The 18,513-nt window shown below is 49.7% G+C and carries 16 protein-coding genes; 4 read left to right on the forward strand and 12 right to left on the reverse strand.

Features of this window, described 5'->3' with window-relative positions:
• Window positions 1-4 precede the first annotated feature (4 nt).
• Entirely contained in the window at window positions 5-466 is a 462-nt protein-coding gene (locus tag FRZ59_RS19465; RefSeq protein WP_349290785.1) for a TonB-dependent receptor domain-containing protein, read from the forward strand.
• A gap of 94 nt (window positions 467-560) precedes the next feature.
• Here the strand turns inward: FRZ59_RS19465 and FRZ59_RS10185 are convergent, their stop codons facing one another.
• The 7 genes from FRZ59_RS10185 to FRZ59_RS10220 form a co-directional block, all read right to left on the reverse strand.
• Window positions 561-2,006 carry an acyl-CoA dehydrogenase family protein gene (locus FRZ59_RS10185; protein ID WP_225975019.1) on the reverse strand — a complete coding sequence of 482 codons (1,446 nt, stop codon included), beginning with the start codon at window positions 2,004-2,006 and terminating at the stop codon, window positions 561-563.
• Between the two features lie 203 nt (window positions 2,007-2,209).
• Entirely contained in the window at window positions 2,210-3,565 is a 1,356-nt protein-coding gene (locus FRZ59_RS10190) for a serine hydrolase domain-containing protein (protein ID WP_132129604.1), read from the reverse strand.
• A 169-nt stretch (window positions 3,566-3,734) separates the two neighbouring features.
• Entirely contained in the window at window positions 3,735-4,310 is a 576-nt protein-coding gene (locus FRZ59_RS10195) for a DUF1579 domain-containing protein (protein ID WP_132129605.1), read from the reverse strand.
• 178 nt (window positions 4,311-4,488) lie between these two features.
• On the reverse strand, window positions 4,489-5,034 hold the full coding sequence (locus FRZ59_RS10200; protein WP_132129606.1) for a dihydrofolate reductase family protein: 546 nt from the start codon (window positions 5,032-5,034) through the stop codon (window positions 4,489-4,491).
• Entirely contained in the window at window positions 5,031-5,624 is a 594-nt protein-coding gene (locus FRZ59_RS10205; protein ID WP_132129607.1) for a dihydrofolate reductase family protein, read from the reverse strand. The genes FRZ59_RS10200 and FRZ59_RS10205 overlap by 4 nt, the downstream gene beginning before the upstream one ends.
• An 86-nt stretch (window positions 5,625-5,710) precedes the next feature.
• A complete protein-coding gene (locus tag FRZ59_RS10210; RefSeq protein ID WP_132129608.1) occupies window positions 5,711-6,445 on the reverse strand; it encodes a helix-turn-helix domain-containing protein in 735 nt (244 codons plus the stop codon).
• A gap of 567 nt (window positions 6,446-7,012) precedes the next feature.
• Entirely contained in the window at window positions 7,013-10,198 is a 3,186-nt protein-coding gene (locus FRZ59_RS10220; protein WP_132129609.1) for a PVC-type heme-binding CxxCH protein, read from the reverse strand.
• A 116-nt stretch (window positions 10,199-10,314) separates the two neighbouring features.
• Between FRZ59_RS10220 and FRZ59_RS10225 the strand changes: the two genes are divergently transcribed.
• Both FRZ59_RS10225 and FRZ59_RS10230 read left to right on the forward strand, forming a co-directional pair.
• Window positions 10,315-11,628: a gluconate:H+ symporter gene (locus tag FRZ59_RS10225; protein ID WP_132129610.1), complete on the forward strand. Its 1,314-nt coding sequence runs from the start codon at window positions 10,315-10,317 to the stop codon at window positions 11,626-11,628.
• 5 nt (window positions 11,629-11,633) lie between these two features.
• Window positions 11,634-12,098, forward strand: coding sequence for a RidA family protein (locus FRZ59_RS10230; RefSeq protein ID WP_147698308.1), 465 nt, complete (start codon window positions 11,634-11,636; stop codon window positions 12,096-12,098).
• Window positions 12,099-12,109: 11 nt separating this feature from the next.
• On the opposite strand, the gene FRZ59_RS10235 is transcribed toward FRZ59_RS10230, so the two are convergent.
• The gene (locus FRZ59_RS10235) at window positions 12,110-12,358 is read right to left on the reverse strand and encodes a membrane dipeptidase (RefSeq protein WP_147698406.1); all 249 of its coding nucleotides are present in this window, start codon (window positions 12,356-12,358) and stop codon (window positions 12,110-12,112) included.
• Between the two features lie 100 nt (window positions 12,359-12,458).
• Window positions 12,459-14,075, reverse strand: coding sequence for an IS1634 family transposase (locus FRZ59_RS10240; RefSeq protein WP_158640601.1), 1,617 nt, complete (start codon window positions 14,073-14,075; stop codon window positions 12,459-12,461).
• 243 nt (window positions 14,076-14,318) lie between these two features.
• On the opposite strand from FRZ59_RS10240, the gene FRZ59_RS10245 reads away from it, so the two are divergent.
• On the forward strand, window positions 14,319-14,516 hold the full coding sequence (locus FRZ59_RS10245; RefSeq protein ID WP_432417389.1) for a RidA family protein: 198 nt from the start codon (window positions 14,319-14,321) through the stop codon (window positions 14,514-14,516).
• Window positions 14,517-14,527: 11 nt separating this feature from the next.
• Here the strand turns inward: FRZ59_RS10245 and FRZ59_RS10250 are convergent, their stop codons facing one another.
• The 3 genes from FRZ59_RS10250 to FRZ59_RS10260 form a co-directional block, all read right to left on the reverse strand.
• Window positions 14,528-15,607 (reverse strand): dipeptidase, encoded by a 1,080-nt coding sequence (locus FRZ59_RS10250; protein ID WP_147698310.1) that lies wholly within the window; start codon window positions 15,605-15,607, stop codon window positions 14,528-14,530.
• Window positions 15,608-15,724: 117 nt separating this feature from the next.
• Window positions 15,725-16,474, reverse strand: a complete 750-nt coding sequence (locus tag FRZ59_RS10255) for a LytR/AlgR family response regulator transcription factor (protein ID WP_132130147.1) — start codon at window positions 16,472-16,474, stop codon at window positions 15,725-15,727.
• Window position 16,475: 1 nt separating this feature from the next.
• Window positions 16,476-18,512 carry a tetratricopeptide repeat protein gene (locus FRZ59_RS10260; RefSeq protein ID WP_132130148.1) on the reverse strand — a complete coding sequence of 679 codons (2,037 nt, stop codon included), beginning with the start codon at window positions 18,510-18,512 and terminating at the stop codon, window positions 16,476-16,478.
• Between the last annotated feature and the right edge of the window lies 1 nt (window position 18,513).

Here is an 18,513-nt window from a genome sequence, read left to right on the forward strand (position 1 = left end):
GTCAATGATAAGCGCCCGGGTAATGGATAAGCGGAGTTCTGGGCTTTTCCGGGGGATGCAGATAAGCGGCAGTTATACGTTTAGCCGCTTCCGCTTCCGTGAATACCTGCAGGGCGCAGATGATTATTCAGGAAAGGAGCTTACCGGTGTTCCCAAACACGTCGCGGTAGCTAATATTTCTCTTGATCTCCCGCGCGCGTTCCAGGTAACAGCTCAGCATAATTTCACCAGCCGCATTCCGCTGGATGATGCCAACAGCGTTTATGCCAACGGGTACCACCTGTTACAGCTAAAGCTGAAATGGGAGGGTAAGCTGGGCGATTACCTGCTGGAGCTATATGCGGGAACGGATAACCTCCTGAATGAGAAATACAGCCTGGGAAACGATATTAACGCATTTGGGAGCCGCTTCTACAATGCGGCCCCCTTACGGAACTTTTACGGCGGAATGCGCCTGGTGTTTTAGTGAACCGGCGGCACCAGCTCGCGGCAACTTCCGGAAGCACACGGCTCCCTGCTCCCGGCATTTGTGTCACACCCGATGAGCCTGATGCCGGCTTTCAGGAATATTTAAGCCAGGAACTGTTCTCCGCATAATCGTAGATCACCGTATTCGTGTTGGGGAACTTAAAGGAACTCACCAATGCAGCAACTTCTTGTTCGACGGTTTCAATGCAGCTGTCAACAAGATCCTTGCGGAAGCCTTTTTCATAAAGCTCTTTTACATAGCCGGCTGAAATCACACGGGCAAGTATTTTTCCAAGATCAACCAGTTTCCGCTGAGGCACAATGGCATCAATAATGAAGTTCAGTTCTTTTCTGAAATGGTCGCTTACCTTCGCCGTGAGAGGGTGGTTTTTGAGGTAGTCCAGCAGATTCAGCCTTTTTTGCTTTTTCATTTCGCGGAAAACCATTTCAGCGATCTGGCTGTAAAGCATTTCATTGGAGCCCTCGAATACCTGGAAAGGTCGGCTGTCCATTACTCCGCGCCCCCCGATATGGCTTATGCGGTAACCTTTTGCGCCGGACATTTGTGCGAGCAGCTGAGATGATTCCTGCATGAGGTCGGCTACCATCGCCTTCATACTGTTAGCTTCCAGGCCTTGGGTAGCTAAGTTATTCTCAAAGCTGCTTATTTCGCTGCTCCGCGAACACATCGCCGAACAGAGCGTATATGCAGATTGTATCCTCGATATCTGGAACTGTACCTGATCCAGGGCCAACAGGTTGCTTGCGCCCACTATCCGGTTTTTACAATGAGCGATGGATTCATCAAGCATTCGTTTAATAAAGCCCATTCCCATTCCGGGGAATTGCATCCTGCTGCGATGAAGGATATCAAGCATCATTTTTATGCCTGTGGATTCCGGCTCCAGTTTATATTTCTTGGGAATTTTAAGGTTCAGTTTATTCCTGCCGTAAGGGATCATATACAGGCCGATGGAATCAAAATATTCTTCCACTTCTATTTCCTGTCCCTCCTGGGTAACGTCGCAAATGAAAAATTCAATATCCCTGTTTAAATCTCCTGTAGGCAAAGCTTTCCTGGAAGCAATGATCCAATAATCGGCCAGGCCGGTGAGTCCCTGCCAGTGTTTGATGCCTTTTATCCGGTAGCAATCGTTCAGCTCCTTATGGGCTGTTTTCATATTCAGGGCGTCGCTGCCGTATTCCGGCTCGGTGATCATCAAACCACCCATGTTTTGCTCGGTCAGGAAGCGGTTGAATATTTCCGCTTTTACTTCCTCGTTGGCGTATTTTGCGACAGGTTCCAGGAAAAGCGCGATATTGATTCCAAAGGTAAGAGACAAAGGGAGCGATTCATAGGAAGCGGCTGCCATCAGCGCCAGGCATTCTTTCACCTGGCTCCCCCGTCCTCCGTACGCTTCAGGTATGGCAACAGACAAGGGCGCGTTGGACATTATTTCCTTCCAGATAGCCGGTGACAGCCCTCTTTTTAAACTCAATTTGTTGATATCCCCTTCCCTCCGGAATTGGTTTTTCAACGTTTCCTCAAAATCTGTAAGAAATTGTGAAAAACTAACTTTTTCTAACGTACTACATGATTTAGTCATTTGCTTCATACTACTTTTCTCGCCTGGCGTAATAAACTTCTTCTCATCCTTTTGATTATCAACAGTCTGCCTTAAAAAAAGTTGGCGTCCGGGTGGAAGATAAATAAAATAACGGGAAAACTAAAAATTGGGATCTATGGCTTCCTGCTGAAGTCAGCTTGAATCTGCCCTTGTTTAAAGTGGAACTTTTGGGTTTCGTTCTCCATGAAGAACCCCATGCTTATCCCTGCGTCTTCGTATCCGAATTCTGTATTCGAATAGGCTGTAAGCGGAAATGCCGCCTGTCCTGTCGCCTGCCCTTGCAGCGTGCTGTCTTTAACAAAGATGCGGATATCCAGCGGGACACCAGAAGCGGAATAAGTGCCCTCATAAGTGCGGAGAACATCTACCGGCACTTTTGCCTCGATTTTTTGAACGGTGTCCGGGTAACTTACCTTATTTTCATACACCGCATTCAAAACCTGGATGCTGATCTCATTGGGATTACCGTTAAAGGCGGCAGTAGAAACCTGAGTAAACAGGATACGGTCCCCGGGGTTATAGCCGCATATCGACCGGTAATTTTCTATTCCTCCCGCATGTCCGTAAAATGTTTCCCGGCCGTAAGGAATGCCGGCCAGGCCAAGGCCATAATTGTCCCTGAGGTCCATCATTTGCCGCAGGCTTTCTTCCGAAACCAGCTTTCCGGAAAACAGCCCCTTGTAAAAAGCGGAAATATCATTCACTGTTGCCGAGATGGCCCCTGCTCCGAGCGCCCAGTCCGTATTCCATTCAGGTTGCGTTTCCGTCCATTGACCATCCTGGTATTGATAGGAAAGGGCAAAATTCGAGCGGTCGTCCGGCCGGCCGTAATAAGTGTTTTTTAAATTCAATTTATCAAGGATCCGCTTTTTTAGCTGGTTTTCATACTTGTCGCCGGTCAGGTCTTCCAGGATGAAGCCAAGCAGCATATAATTTGTATTGCTGTATTCGTACCGGGTTCCCGGGGAAAAAATGGTGTCCAGCCTGTAAAATCGCTCCAGTAGTTCCTGCCTCGAAACCGGGCTGCTTACTTCTGACAGGAAGTTTTCATTGGAAGTATAATTGAACAAGCCGCTCCGGTGCCTGAGCAGCATTTCTACATCGATCCCGGAGGCGTTTGGAACCTGCGGGTAAAACCGGGATAACTTATCCGATAACCGGATCTTTCCCTCTTCTACCAACTGCATGATCATAACGGCCGTATAGGTTTTGGTAATAGAACCTACCAGGAAGACGCTGCTGCTGTCCAGCTTTTTCTTTTTCTCAAGATTCTCATAACCTACGGACCGCTGATAGAGCAACTCGCCGGCCTTTTCCAGCTCCACGCTGACGAAATACAGGTTATGCTGTTCATAAAAGCTGAATAAACTGTCTAATTGTCCGGATAGCTGCTTCGGTCGAAGGTCCTGCGAATGGCTTTTGCAGGCTGCGATGGCCAGAAAAAGCACGAACCATTTTTTTACTTTCATACTGGTGGGTTTCCCCCGATTGGTTTTTCAAAGATACGTTTATTATGAATATTGTAAAATTACCTGGTAAAACCTCAGCGAAGAGATCATGAAATACAGGCTTGCCCAGGCAGCCCTTATCATCGGACTGGTGGTAACTTTGATGCAGTTATTGTAACCTTGGAACCGGCTATTTCCGGGTCATTTTGATTTCCATTGATTTGAACTCGTTTCCGTCCCTGGTGTCGTACATTTCCATCACCTGCGTGTCTTCATCGATCCTTTTTATGACCTGCTTGATCTCTACTTCCCCGCCGCTTAGCGGATCGGTCATTGTTCCGCGGAAAGTTATGGATTTATCAGCTTCATTCCACTGCCCCTCAAGATACATCATTCCAGTCCCCATGTTGTCAATCCAGGTAGTTACGAAAACTTTTCTTGCTTTGTCATATCCCGTAACACCAATACCTTCGAAGGGCATGCCGTTCATCTCTCCTGAGAATACAGATTCCTGGTAGCGGCCGTCCATGATCATCCTGTTAGTGCTGGTGCCGCTGGTAGTCGTGGGAGGAGCGTCGGGGGCCATCCAGAAGGTGATCTCGGATGTCCATTCACCGTCATCCTCTGCCAGCATTTTATGCATTTCACCGGGAGTCATGTATTCCATCCACGCTTTTTGCATGGCCTCCTGGTCGTTTTGGGTTTGCGCATGGCATAGCAATGACGCCAGCAGCAAGGCGCTGAGTACAAGGCTGAAACGTTTCATGATCGTTAAGTTTTGATTACATGAAACTACAAAAAATCCAGAAATTACGGAAGGGGTAATTTATTTCAAACTGAAAAGGCCAAACCTGCGTAGCCGCCGGCGTTGGGAAGGCTGTGAAGCAGGAAAAATTCAAGAGGGCAACACCGTTTTCTGTAGCCAGCTTCTTTGATGGCGGCCATTATTTCCGGGGCTCGTAGATGAGCTGTACAACACCCGATTTAAAAATATTGGTTTTAACCAACGTTAACGCTATTCGTTCCTTTAAGTCTTTGAACAGGGGAGTTCCGCTGCCCAAAACTGTCGGATGTACCGACAAACGGTATGAATCAATAAGGTTTAATTCGATAAAGGTTTTGATAAGGCCCGCGCCGCCGTGGAGCCAAATGTCCTTTCCTCCCTGTTCTTTGATTTCTTTCACCTTATTCGTAATGTCGGAATTTATAAAGATGGCGTTGTCATCATCCCGGCTTTGGCTCGAAAAAACAACTTTATGTTTTGAGTTTACATCTTTCCACAGCTGCTGTTCGATTTGACTGGCACCGGAGCCGGGCTGAAAATTACCCCAAATGTCGTAACTTACCCTGCCGTAAAATATCGTGTCAATACTTGCAAGAAATCCTTCGAAATTCATATCGTCTTCCAGAATGCACCAGTCTGTTTCCCCATTGGGACCCTCAATAAAACCATCAAGGCTTACTGCTAAATCTAAAACTACTTTTTTCATTGATCTTTTAGTTTGAGGTTATACTTTACGTGCGTGCTTAGTCCGCCGGGGATTACCTCCGCAATCTCAATAATGAACTTTGTTTTGTCAATACCCTCAAAAAGGCGAATTCCGCTCCCCAGGATGACCGGTGAAATATGCAGGATAAACTCATCTACCAGCCCCGCGTTTAAAAACTGCTGAATGGTTTCTGCGCCCCCCTGTATTCTGATATCCTTCCCTCTGGACGAATTCTTCGCTTTTTTGACGGCGCTTTCTATTCCATCATTTATAAAATGGAAAACGGTAGTTCCTTTCTGTACCCAGGGATCTCGCTTTTCATGTGTTAACACATATACGTCTGCTTTATAGAGATCTTCCGGCCAGTTCGGTTCTCCTTCTTCGAACATTCTTTTCCCCATGATGTAGGACCCTGTCCTTGCGAGCGTGTCCTCAACCAGTTTACTTTCCGGCCCGTTTTCCTGTCCGCCCTCATACATCCAATTATGAATGGACATTCCCCCGTCTCCCAAAGGGTTTTGAGGGCCGCGATGGTCGCCTGCCAGAAAGCCGTCAAGGGAAATGCCGCTATCAAAGAATAATTTGTTCATGGTTAAAGCTTTATTTTTTTATTGTTTGTTCAGTATGCAAAAATAATCAGGCTGCTTTGCCCGGGCTTTGGAAAAATCCGACAAAATTAAAATTGAGATGGCGCGAGCCCGGTGCGCCGCTTCATTTCATTGCTAAGATGCGCATGATCGTAAAATCCGCATTCAAAAGCTACGGCTGCTAAGTTTCGTTTATGGTTAGCGGTATTCAATAATGACAAGGCAGCCTGGAAGCGGATGATCGCTGAATATTCTTTCGGCGTAACACCAATATGTGTTTTAAAGTCCCGTTCTAATTGCCTTACAGTAGTGTGATTTCTTTTGGCAAGAACGCTGATGCTATATCTTCCTTTTGACTGATGAATATCGGTTAAAACGGATTGAAGAGGCGCATGTTTATCTCTTTTTCTGGTTGAAAAAAAGCTGTTAAGATACGGCACCGGATCGCTCATTATCTTCCCGAAATCGAACGAAAGCCCCAAATCAAATTCGACGGTATTATTGGTTAATTCATTTTGCGGAGCATAGGTGTAAAAGGACGAAAACACGGCTGGTTTCAGGCATACGCCTAACAAGTGTGTATCTGAATCAATTAAGCTATCTTTAAAGGATGTCATGGTCCCTACCACATACGTCTTGCCATGCTCCATTACTGCTGAGCCATTATCTGTTTTGCAAGGCGCTCCCAAATTTATAACCATCCCGGGGCATCCGTCAGGAAAAATCCGCTCCCATTTACAAGCGCTTTCATCGCCGTTCAATTCCCAGAAAGCATGGATATGGCTTTCTAAAGCTGTACAAGGCTTAACTTCATGATATTTCATCTTTAAATTTAGCGCATTTTCTATAAAATGTATATTTATGTATTGGCAACAAGCAGAAAAAAATATAAAATGAAAATAGCATCAACGATAATTCTGATTTTAATATCGATTCCCGGATTCGGTCAAAGCAAAAATGGGAAACGTACTTTTTATTGTAGATTCAATTCCAGAAAGTGAAGAGTAGGCAGCCGGGGTTGGGGCTTTGAAACAGAACGAAATTGATAGAATTGACATTGTCAAAAATAAAGAAGCCCTGAATGAGAACAATGAAACTTAACGACTTCCAATTCGATGAAGCGATCGCGGATTTTGACAGAACGTTAGAAATTGAACCATATTTCACAAATGCATATGCGAACAGGGCTTTTGCAATCATCCGAAAATACGAATTTGGAAGTAGTCGAAAATTGTCGCAATCGAAAGATATTCAGATAATCGCATCTAAAGAAGTTAAAATCCCGGAATCTGACCTCATGAAGATCTGCAAAGATCTACATAAAGCCATATCACTCGGGGACGATAGTCAGATGGTCCTGGAAGCGTTAGAAAAGCATTGTGAATAGCTGATCACTTTTCCATGGGATGGGCTTTTAGCAGTTCTTCCGGCGTGTAGAAACCTGAATGGTCCTTCACGGCTGCGCGTACTTTTTCTACTTGTTCGGGACGGATTACCGTCGCTTTATTGCCGAAGGCGTTTCGCACATAGGTGAGTACCGCGGCTACTTCCTCATCGTTTAACAGGCCTTCGAATGGTGTCATGGGTACCTGGCCGGGATATTTCTTTCCATTGACCTCAAGGGGGCCGATTAGGCCTTTCAAGGTCAGTTTTATCAGCCGTTCTTCATTGCCGGTTGCCCAGGGGGAAGCGGCCAGCGGCGGGAAGCCGGATGCTTCCAGGCCTTTTCCATCCGGTTGATGACAGGTGGCGCAGAATCCGTCCCGGGCGTAAATTTCTTTTCCTTTTTTAAACAGGTCCAGGTCTTTGCCTTTGAGGGTAGTTTCCAGGGGCTGGTTTTCCTGCTTCTTTTCTTTCACATTCTTACCTTCCAGATGGGCTACCGCGGCCTCATAGGAGGGGGCGATCCATTTGTCCATGGGAGCTTCCCCGGCGGCTTCCAGTATCGCGAGGCCGGCTTCCCGGTCAGGCAGCCAGGAGGCCGCCAGAATGGCTTCGAGACGGACGCGTCCGTGTTCGTCATTGACAGCTTTCATAAGTAATTCGTTTGTGTCCTGAAGTTTATATCCGTAATAGCGAACTACGCGTACGGCCGCGGCCCGCGCCCGGTAATCGGGTGAGTTCAGCACACGGTCCAGCAGCTCGCGGTCAACCTGGTTTAAACCCCAGCTTACCCATAAAGCCTCCACCAGGTGATGTTCGTATGCGGGATCGTTTTTATCGAGCGCCTGCCACCAGGCGTTTAAGCGGGAGAGTACCTCCCCGGCCGGCCTTCCCCTCAGTTCGCGGCGGGTGCGGTAGCGGCTGCTTGCTTCCGGCAACTTCAGGTTTTCAAGGAGTGTATCAACCGGAGCGCCGGCGATAAAGGCCGGACGCACCAGGGGACGCGCGGGATAAGTAACGCGATAAATCCGGCCCAGCTTATGGTCACGCAGCGGATCACGCGCATTATGCTGCATGTGACCGATCAGGACATTGTGCCAGTCAATGAAATATAAGGATCCATCCGGGGCAAATTCCATGTCCACCGGGCGGAAATTGCGGTCATCGGACACGAAGAGGTCTTGCCGGTGATGGCTTTTGTACCCGGTTCCCTCGTCTTCCATGGTATGCTGCTTCATTCCCAGGAAACCGATCGTATTATTGATCAGCAGGTCTCCCTGTACCTCGTCAGGGAAATGGCGGCTTGATACAAATTCCAGCCCGGAAGTGGGCCGTACCCGGTGGGCCGGTTCAATCAGGTCGAAGGATTTTGGGTTGGCTTCGGCATACCGAGGCAAACCTGTACCGGGAAGCATCCAGCGAACGTCAGGCGAAGATGTTTCAGCGAAGAAGGGCTGTCCCCAATCATCAAACGTAATGCCCCAGGGGTTTGGAATGGATACCTGGGCAGTACGTTCCAGGTGATGGCGTTTGGGATCGTAGCGGAAAAAGCCGCCGTTGGTGGCGCGTACGGTTCCGTAGGAAGTTTCCACATTGCTGTGCAGGAAAACACCCTCACCCATGTAAATGGCGCCCGACGGATCGGCCTCAAAGGCACTGATATTATGATGGGTGTCATGGTCGTCGAAACCGCTTAGCAGTATCTCCCGTTTGTCGGCTCTGTCATCGCCGTCGGTATCTGTAAGCAGCAGCAGGTTAGTTCCTCCCGAAACATATACTCCTTCCGGCGCGATCTCGAAGCTCAGCGGCAGATGCAAGCCATCGGCAAACACCGTTTGTTTATCCGCTTTTCCATCACCGTCGGTATCTTCAAAAATCAGTATTTTATCGTTAGGTTTAGGATCGCCGGGCCGGTAATGCGGGTAGGTAGGCATGACCGATACCCACAGCCGTCCTTTATTGTCGAAGGCGACATGGACCGGCTTGGCCAGGTCTTTGAATTCCTGCTCGGAAGCAAACAGTTCAATTTTATAACCCGGCGCAGGTTTGATCTTTTCAAGGGCTTCCTGGCCGAACAAATAGTCCAGGCTGCCGTTCGCTTTGGGATTATAATTGGTTTCCACTTCCGGAAGGTCCCTGGTGGTCTGATCGGCGGAGTCCAGGTTCAGGACGGCTCCTTTACTTGCCGCCAGCCAGATCGCCTGGTCGCGTATTCCGGTCATCTGCCGGATCTTTTCAATTTCCTGGGGATAATTGTCCGGGCCGAAGGGGTCAAACCTTCTTCCGTAAGCATGTACGCCGTTGGGTATTTTATAATCATAGTGCCAGGTCCAGTTTTTTTCCTGCACCGCCTGGTGTACCAGCGAGGTATTTACGCCCCTGGCAGGTTTTTGCCCGCCGGTCAGCTGGCCGGCCAGAAAGCCCGAAAATTTCCGGTATCCCTCATCGTTCAACTGAGAGCCGTCAATGGTCAGCGGGGCATCGCTTTGCGAATACCATTTCAGCGAAGGATCGAAGGCATTGATAAAGCGCACCTGATTTGCTTCGCACACTTCCTTCATTCCCTGGGTATAGCGTTTTAAATTTTCATTTTCTACTTTGCCGTCGGGAAGATCCCGGGCGGCCGACAGGTCCTCAAAAGCAATCGGAGAAACAATGACCAGCTGGGGCGGGGCCTGGCCGTTGTAGTTCTGCGCAAGGGTATGCTTTATAAATGCATCGAGTTCCGCCTTAAAGTTTTCCAGCCGGTCCGGGCCTTCAAACGAGGAACTGAAGCCGAAGAATCCGATAATAATATCGGCTTTGAGTCTTGTCAGCCACTCGTCGGGCGTTTCAAAATGCCCTTCACTGTGCGAATTAGCGGCATATTCGGTTTGAAACTTCTCCGCGCCCGGAAAAGCCCAGGGAGAGTTCCTGCTGGCATGCGGCCGGAACCCGGGAGTATCTCCGCCATCGCACATATTACGGATAAAAAGAGAGCTGTCCGGGTAACGAAGATGCATTTCTGTTTCGAAATACCCATAGTTCATCATGCGGGAGCCCAGGTTCCCGCCAATGAGCATGATACGGGATCCCTGCCGCAGGTCCACCGGCTCGGGCCGCTGGTTATTACAGCCCGACAGGACGGTTAGTACCAGAGCTAACAAGCCCGTCAATTTGCTGGTCCGCAAAGCAGGAAGGCTAATAATTTTCATATGTCAAGGTTAGTTAAAGCAGCGGACAAGTTATACATAATACTCATAAGATAAAATAATTTTTTGCCGTTGTTGCCGACGGGCTTTTTCCTATCTTAGGAAACCTGAATTTTGTTATGCCGCTGATTATTCTGCTTGCGGGTATTACATTGCTGGTTATTCTCATCTTATGGGCAAGACTGAACGCCTTCCTGGCTTTTTTGTTGGTTTCCATCCTGGTTGGTTTGCTGCTTGGTCTGGAACTTCCGGTGGTCCTGGCCGCCATTCAAAAAGGAATGGGGGATACTCTTGGGGGGCTGGTGATCATTATAGGGTTCGGGGCCATATTGGGGAAGCTGGTGGCCGACAGTGGCGCGGCGCAGCGGATAGCTTCGTGGCTGAGGCAGGTTTTTGGAAAACGTTACCTGGTCTGGGCTTTCGTAATGGCCGGGTTCATCGTAGGTATTCCCTTGTTTTACGGAGTAGGCTTTGTGCTAATGGTGCCCCTGGTATTCACCATTGCTGCCCGGTATAATATCCCTGCCGTTTACCTTGGGGTGCCAATGCTGGCAGCGCTTTCAGTAACGCATGGGTTTTTGCCGCCGCATCCCGGTCCGGCAGCTCTGGTAGGCCTTTTCGGGGCCAATATGGGCGCGACCCTGTTGTACGGAACACTAATAGGGATCCCTGCCATAATATTGGCGGGGCCGGTTTTTGGTCTTTCATTAAAAAAGTACCGGGCCAGCCCCTTGAAAACTTTCGTCGCTGAAGAAATGCCTGTAGCTTCCCTGCCTGGAATAGGAGGGAGCCTGCTGACCGCTTTTTTGCCGGTGATCCTGATCGCGGCAGGTTCGTTGGCGGGTTTCTATCTGCCCGGAGGAAGCTCCCTCCGGGGCGTCCTTACCGGCCTTGGCGACCCTGCTATGGCCATGATCCTTGCTGTATTGTTTGCCATGTATATCCTTGGATTCCGGCGAGGAAGGAAAATGCAGGAATTGATGGGCATGCTTTCCTCCGCCGTAGCGGATATCGCCATGATACTTCTTATTATCGCAGGCGCAGGTGCCTTAAAAGCGATCCTGGATGAAAGCGGCATCAGCCTTTATCTTGCGGAATATTTAGGCCGCATGGATATGCATCCGCTTTTACTCGCATGGAGCATCAGCGCGGTGATCCGGATATGCGTGGGATCCGCCACTGTAGCTGCCTTAACTACTGCGGGAATAATGGCTCCGGTAATTATCGTAACCGGGGCCGATCCTAATCTGATGGTACTCGCAACCGGCGCGGGCAGCCTTATTTTTTCGCATGTAAATGATTCCGGATTTTGGCTTTTCAAAGAATATTTTAATCTTTCGGTCAAGGAAACCTTATTGACCTGGTCGGTAATGGAAACGATCATTGCTTTTTCCGGCCTGGCAGGGGTGATGGTCCTGGATCTTATAATTTAAACAATATGTCTGCAGAACTGGAATTTGAAAAGCTTGGATTGAACTTACCTCCGGCGCCCGCTCCGAAAGGGGTTTATAAGCCCCTGCTTATTGTTGGTGATTTCTGTTATGTATCCGGGCATGGGCCCGTGCTTGATACCGGTGAACTTATCATCGGGCGGGTAGGGGCAGAGCTGGATGCGGAGCAGGGAAAGCAGGCGGCGCAGCAGACCGCCCTGACCATACTTTCTACGATCAGGTCTAACCTGGGTTCACTTGATCGCGTCAAACGGGTGATCAAGGTGCTTGGCATGGTGAATTGCCCGCCGGATTTCGGGCGGCATCCCTATGTTATCAACGGCTGCAGCGAATTGTTTGCTAAGATTTGGGGAACCGAAAGGGGCATTGGCGTCCGCAGCGCCGTAGGCATGGGCTCCCTGCCGGATAATATTCCCGTAGAAATAGAAGCGGTATTTGAACTGGGTCAGTAACCTGCACCCGGCTATTTCCATGCCTCGCGAAGAAAACGCAGCCAGTTCCCGTAAAAAATATTCTCTATATCGTCAGGGGAGTACCCGCGCTTTTGCAGCAAATCACCGAGTTTCCGTAAGTCGGCAATCGTTTCCAGGTCGTAAGGAGACTGTTCCTTGCCAAAAGCCCCGTCCAGGTCGCTTCCGATTGCGATATGTTTACTGTTGCCGGCTATCTGGCAGATATGATCGTAATGGTCGATCAGTTTTTCAAGGCTAATCCCGCTTTCCGCCGGCTTATTCTTGAGTTTGACACGATTGGGACTTAACTAACTGATACTCAGTAGTGGGTTCTCTGATTGGCTCTCTACAAATGAGGATTTATAGGTAATTAGCTAGCTGCGTTTGGGGAAGAATGGGCGGGAGTTGTTTCAATCCCAGTTTTTGCTGCAGAACGGCTTCTTTCCCCTGGGGCTTGGAACGAATGCAGACTTGCTCCTGATTGTGTTGCAGCAAACTCACTTGCATTCTTTCCAGGGTTTTGCGCAGCTCGTTTTCGGTGAGCTTCACCTGGGATTGGTTGATTTTCTGCAGAACATAATTCTGCAGGGTAAAGGCGATGTAGCAAAGACAGATATGTCCCTGGATCCGTTTGTCGGTCCAGTGGAACATCGGACGGGTTTCCAGGTGGCTTTTAAAGGTCCGGAACGAATGTTCGATTTTGTAAAGCTGTTTGTATTGTTCCAACACGGCCGGGACGCTCAGGGTGGTATTGTTGGTGCTGATGGCCAGCAGCCCGTCGTATCTTTCTGATCGGGCGATTTTCTCCTGATCCAGCGCGTAGGACCCGCCGCCCTGCTTCTGCAGAAAGAAACGTCCTGCTTTTTTGTCGATCAGCGAAGGATGTTGCAGCAGTTTTTGGGCAGTCTGGAGCCGTTCTTCCCGATCGGATTTGTCTTTTGCGGCCCGCTTGGCCGACCAGGTGGCGATAATTTTTCGACCCTCATGAGAGATCATCTTATACCGGAGTTTGATTTCCTCGCCGGTGTGATCGGAGTACACCCATTCGTGCTGAAAGGCCGAATGATCGAGCAAGGCTGATTGCACGCTGCGGGGAAGTGCTTTTAACCGTTCTCCCACGATGAACTCAAAGCCGTTCTCGGTGGTCAGGTCAATATTCTTTCTCGAGAGCATGCCCCGGTCGGCCACCACGATGACCTTGTCGATCTGATAATGCGCTTTCAGATCGCAAAGCGCTTGCCCGAAGGTGTGCCCTTCGAAGGTGTCTCCCTTAAAGATGCGATAACCGATCGGGTTCTTCTCTTTATCGATCATCAGGCAGAACAGGATTTGTGTGCGGCCTATTTTTCCGTCCTTGCTGAACCCCTTTTGACGCAGCGCTCCTTCCTGCTCGACCTCGCTCTCAAAATAAAGCGTGGTCACGTCGTAAAATACAACGTCCAGCCGCTGGCTGAACATGTCCCGTCCGGTCTGAAAGATCCGCTCCTGGATCAAACGCTCGTTCTCGGCCAGGCGATCCAGCGCCCTGTACAAATGATGCAGCGATACCGGATCAACCCCGGCGTACTCCTGCTGGTTCAACCAGTTGCTTCGTTTGCTCGAGGGTTCCTGCAGCCGCTCCAGCAGCATCAATAGCACGGCATTCCTCAGGTCGAACTCCAGCTTTTGTTTGCGGGCGATCCGCCGTAAAAGAATATCCAGCCCGTAGTGGGAAAACACCCGCTTATAAACCTGGGCAAATCCGTAATTGTAACGGGCAAGCTCTTCGATCTGACCGGTTAAAAGCGCTTTCACTTCACCTCCGCCCAGTTCGTAAAGCTGAATACCCATTCTGCGAAGCTGCCCCGGGGTATAATCTTCGGCTTTCCCCAACGAATACAGCACCCGGCTGGTCGGCTTGCCTTCGGCATTCCGGTAGCTTTCCAGAATGCGTAAATAGGTGCCCGATGGTTTGCGCTCTACTTTCAAAAAAGCCATTACACAAAAATAAGCACCCTGCAATTGATTGTAAAGGGCCTCCGCTGACATCGGCTCTCTACACTTTTTTCCGACAAACCCCCAATACGTCTGTCATTGGCCGATTTATAGTGTTTTTTTGAAAGTGCGTGTCAAACTCAAGAGCTGGATGCGGAGCAGGGAAAGCAGGCGGCGCAGCAGACCGCCCTGACCATACTTTCTACGATCAGGTCTAACCTGGGTTCACTTGATCGCGTCAAACGGGTGATCAAGGTGCTTGGCATGGTGAATTGCCCGCCGGATTTCGGGCGGCATCCCTATGTTATCAACGGCTGCAGCGAATTGTTTGCTAAGATTTGGGGAACCGAAAGGGGCATTGGCGTCCGCAGCGCCGTAGGCATGGGCTCCCTGCCGGATAATATTCCCGTAGAAATAGAAGCGGTATTTGAACTGGGTCAGTAACCTGCACCCGGCTATTTCCATGCCTCGCGAAGAAAACGCAGCCAGTTCCCGTAAAAAATATTCTCTATATCGTCAGGGGAGTACCCGCGCTTTTGCAGCAAATCACCGAGTTTCCGTAAGTCGGCAATCGTTTCCAGGTCGTAAGGAGACTGTTCCTTGCCAAAAGCCCCGTCCAGGTCGCTTCCGATTGCGATATGTTTACTGTTGCCGGCTATCTGGCAGATATGATCGTAATGGTCGATCAGTTTTTCAAGGCTAATCCCGCTTTCCGCCGGCTTATTAATCCCGCGTTCCCAATCGTTCATCAACATCCAGCAATCCAGTACACCTCCGATAACGGCGCCCCGTTCAATGAGGATCCGGATCTGCTCGTCGGTCAGCTGCCGCTGGTGATTTACCAGGGCCCGGCAATTGTGATGGCTGGCCCAAACCGGCCCCTTATAAAGTTTTGTGGCTTCGTTAAATCCCTTGTCGGTAAGATGGGTCACATCCAGGATCATCTGAAGATTGTCCATTTCCCGAAGCAGATCTTTGCCCGTTTCGGTGAATCCTTCCGTCATGCCGGTGCCGGGGGCATAACGGCCGGGACCATAATGGGCCGGCCCGCAGGCCCGCAGCCCCTTTTCATAAGCTTTTTCCAGATATGAAAGGTTTACCAGGGAGTCGGCGCCTTCCAGGCTCAGGATATAGCCCAGTGGTTTTTGCTCCGCCGGCAGGGACTCATCCGCCCAGCGTGTCAAATGTTTTTCCAGGCCCGCCGCCCCGGTGATCTGTACCATTTCTCCAAGGTCTTCCATAGCCCGGTACCAGGCCAGCTGAGCCTGCGTAATACCCCAGGCTATTTCCGGTGAGTTCCAGCCAGGCAAGCTGCTCCCTGGCGCTACGAAACGCGCGATCTGTGTGGCCACCACCAGGCCCACGTTTCCTTTGCGGAGTTCCGGAAAAGCCACCGTTCCGTTTCCGCGATCCGGCTTGTCGCCCATGCCGCTTTCGCGTTGCCTTATTTCGAAAACCGGTTTGCGCAGATCCCTGTTCCATTCAATAGCGTTCATGGCCAGGTCCAGGTGGGCATCGATCAAAAAATTGTTCATCGTTCCAGGCATTTCTGACTGATTGTAAAGTAAAGCTAAAGGTACGGAGGATCGCCGCCCGGCGCAAGGAAAACTATATAACTACAAGTGTTTCAGACAGGCTCCCATCATGTCGCATTATAACGACCTCATTCGCTCTATAAACGCCTCCCTTTTTTTTGGTGAAATGCTGATCTGGGAATTGTTGTTCATGAGGATATAACCGCCTTCGCTTTTTACAAGGCTTTTCACTTCCCGCAAATTAATTAGAAAACGGTTGTGTACGCGCAGGAACTCGTGGTCTGTGAGCATGTTTTCGTACTCTTTCAGGTTTTTGCTCACCAGGAGAGAGGATCCGCTCTTCAGGTAAAATTGTGTGTAGGAGCCGCTGGCCTCGCAGTAGAGGATGTCCTGGATGCTGATGAACTCCATGCTTTCCTGAGTGCCCAGGCAAATCTTCCTGTCCCCTTCAGGGCGGGCGTTTATATTTTCAAGCAGGGCCCTCAGTTTTTCGCTTTGAAGGGCGGCGCCTTTATGTTCTTTAGCTTTTTCCACCGCTTGCTGTAATTCCGGAATGTCAATGGGCTTCAGCAGGTAGTCGACCGAGCTGAATTTTATGGCCTTTATGGCGTAGTGTTCGAAAGCAGTGGTAAATACGACGTCAAAATGCAGTTCCTGAAGGCTATTCAGGACATCGAAGCCGGTCCCTGTTTGTAGCTCGATATCAAGGAATACCAGGTCTGGTTTTGTTTGTGGAATTACTGCGCAGGCTTCGTCCACGGAGCCTGCTACGCCGGCAACCTCTACGCCTGTGCAAAATTCCGACAGCAGGTTTTTCAGGGTTTCCCGGCTATGTTTTTCGTCTTCTACGATTACCGCGCGTATCATGTTATAATTCTTGTTTTGGAATGTTTATTTCCACCCTGGTGCCGGATGCTTTTCCCGTTTCATCCCTGAGGTCTGTGTAATGGACCCCTGCTTTCCGGCCGTTACTTCCGGCGAGGGTCCCGAGCCGCTGCCTGGTCAGAAAAATACCCCTCGAGGGTGTTCTCCCAACCTGTTTACGGTTAAGGCGTTCGGATTCCTCGCGGCCGATGCCGTTGTCGGTAAGGGAAACGGCAATGTATTCGTCATGATCATTAATATTCAGAGTCAGTTTCCGGCTTCCTTTCCGGGGCATTAATCCGTGCAGGATGGCGTTTTCCACGAAAGGCTGAATGATCATGGCGGGCACTTCCAGCATTTCAGCATCCAGCCGGTCATCCAGGTTTATTTCATAGATGAATTCCTCGTCAAACCGGAGGGCTTCCAGTTCCAGATAAATGCCGAGGAACTCAATTTCATCTTTAAGCGTCATGTTCGTGCTGACGGAAGTTTCGAGGACCTGTCTCAGCATGGTCGAAAAAAGGGAGAGATAATGCAGAGAGGCCTTCTTGTCATTGGAGGTAATGAAATGCTGAATGGCGCTAAGCGCGTTGAAAATAAAATGGGGATTGATTTGCGCCCGGAGCATCCGATTTTCAAGCTGCCCGTTCATCTCCTCTATTTCCGCCTTCTGTTTAGTAATAAGTTCGTTCCGGGCCTGGAGTTCGTCCGAATATTTCAGGCGCTGCCGGTACTTCTGGTAATAAAGTAAGCCGGCCGGCAGCAGGAAGGCGCACGCGATCCCCAGTATCCATTTCCAGCGGTTACCTGCTGCTAATTGCCGGTTAAGAAAGGCCATTTCCAGCGTTTGTGCCTTCAGTTCCCTTTCTTTTTCATCCACTTCCATGATCACTTGCTGACTTTTGTAGGTTCTTGTCTTGTCCTGGTTGAACAGGCTGTCCTGCAGCGCGTCGTACTGTTTGTAATGATCCAGGGCCTTTACCGGATCGCCCGCTTTTTCATAGACATAGGAAAGCAGGCTTTGTGCGTCCGATCGTTTCTTAAGGCTCCGGATAGAATCGGCCAGGTGTTCTGCTTCAAGGGCCAGCCGGATACCCTCCCGGTAAGATCCCTGATCAGCCTTTATTTTTGCCAGGCTATACAAAATAGCGATCTTTTGCTGGGGCAGATTATAATTGTTTACCCGCGTCAATGATTGCTCGAGTATTTCCTCCGCCTTTGTCAGGTCTCCTTTTTTATAATACATCCACCCCATATTGGAAAGGGTATTCAGCGTCAAGTACGGAATATGGTGCTGCCGGTAATAATCCAGGGCGGCCTGGTAATTTTCGATCGCCGGATCATACGACCCCTTGTTCGTGTGAATGTTCCCAATGTTTGAACGAAGGGTAGCCATATTTTTTCCGTAATCGTTTTTTCCGGAATCATTCTCCTGGTACCAGGCAAGGGCGCGGTTAAAGTACTCCAGCGCTTTTTCCGGCTCCCTCATCATATCGAAGAGAACGCCCAGGTTGTGATTAGTGGAGGCTATCCCCTCGGCGTCATTCAGGGTTTCGCAGATCCGCAGGCTTTTAGTATAGTTTTCAAGGCTGCGCGTGTACTCCCCCATGCGTTTGTAGACGACCCCCAGCATACCGTAGCTGATGCCGGCTTGATACGTAAAGTCTTTCTCAAGCGCCAGCTCCAATGCCTGGTTGAAGTGAGCGATCGCCTCGGAATATTTATCCTGCATTCCGTAGGTAATTCCTGCACCGTTGTAGGCCCTGACAAGGCGAAGATCGTCCGGCAGCGACTTGCTTAACGCGATCGCTTCCTTAAAAGAAGCTTCGGACTTGTCAAAATCCTGAAGCCGGATCTTTCTGGCGAGCGTGAGCAGGGTTTCCAGGTAAGCGGTATCTTTTTTGGCATGGGCCTCCAGCGCCCCGGCAAGACTGTCCAATTCCCCGCGCGGTTGCTGGAATGCCGCGGCGCTTTCAGCGAAAAGTGCCAGGCATGCGGTCAGGCCCAGTAATTGCAACACTTCCAGGGAACGTGATCTCATA

This window comes from Anseongella ginsenosidimutans (assembly GCF_008033235.1).
GTDB lineage: Bacteria > Bacteroidota > Bacteroidia > Sphingobacteriales > Sphingobacteriaceae > Anseongella > Anseongella ginsenosidimutans.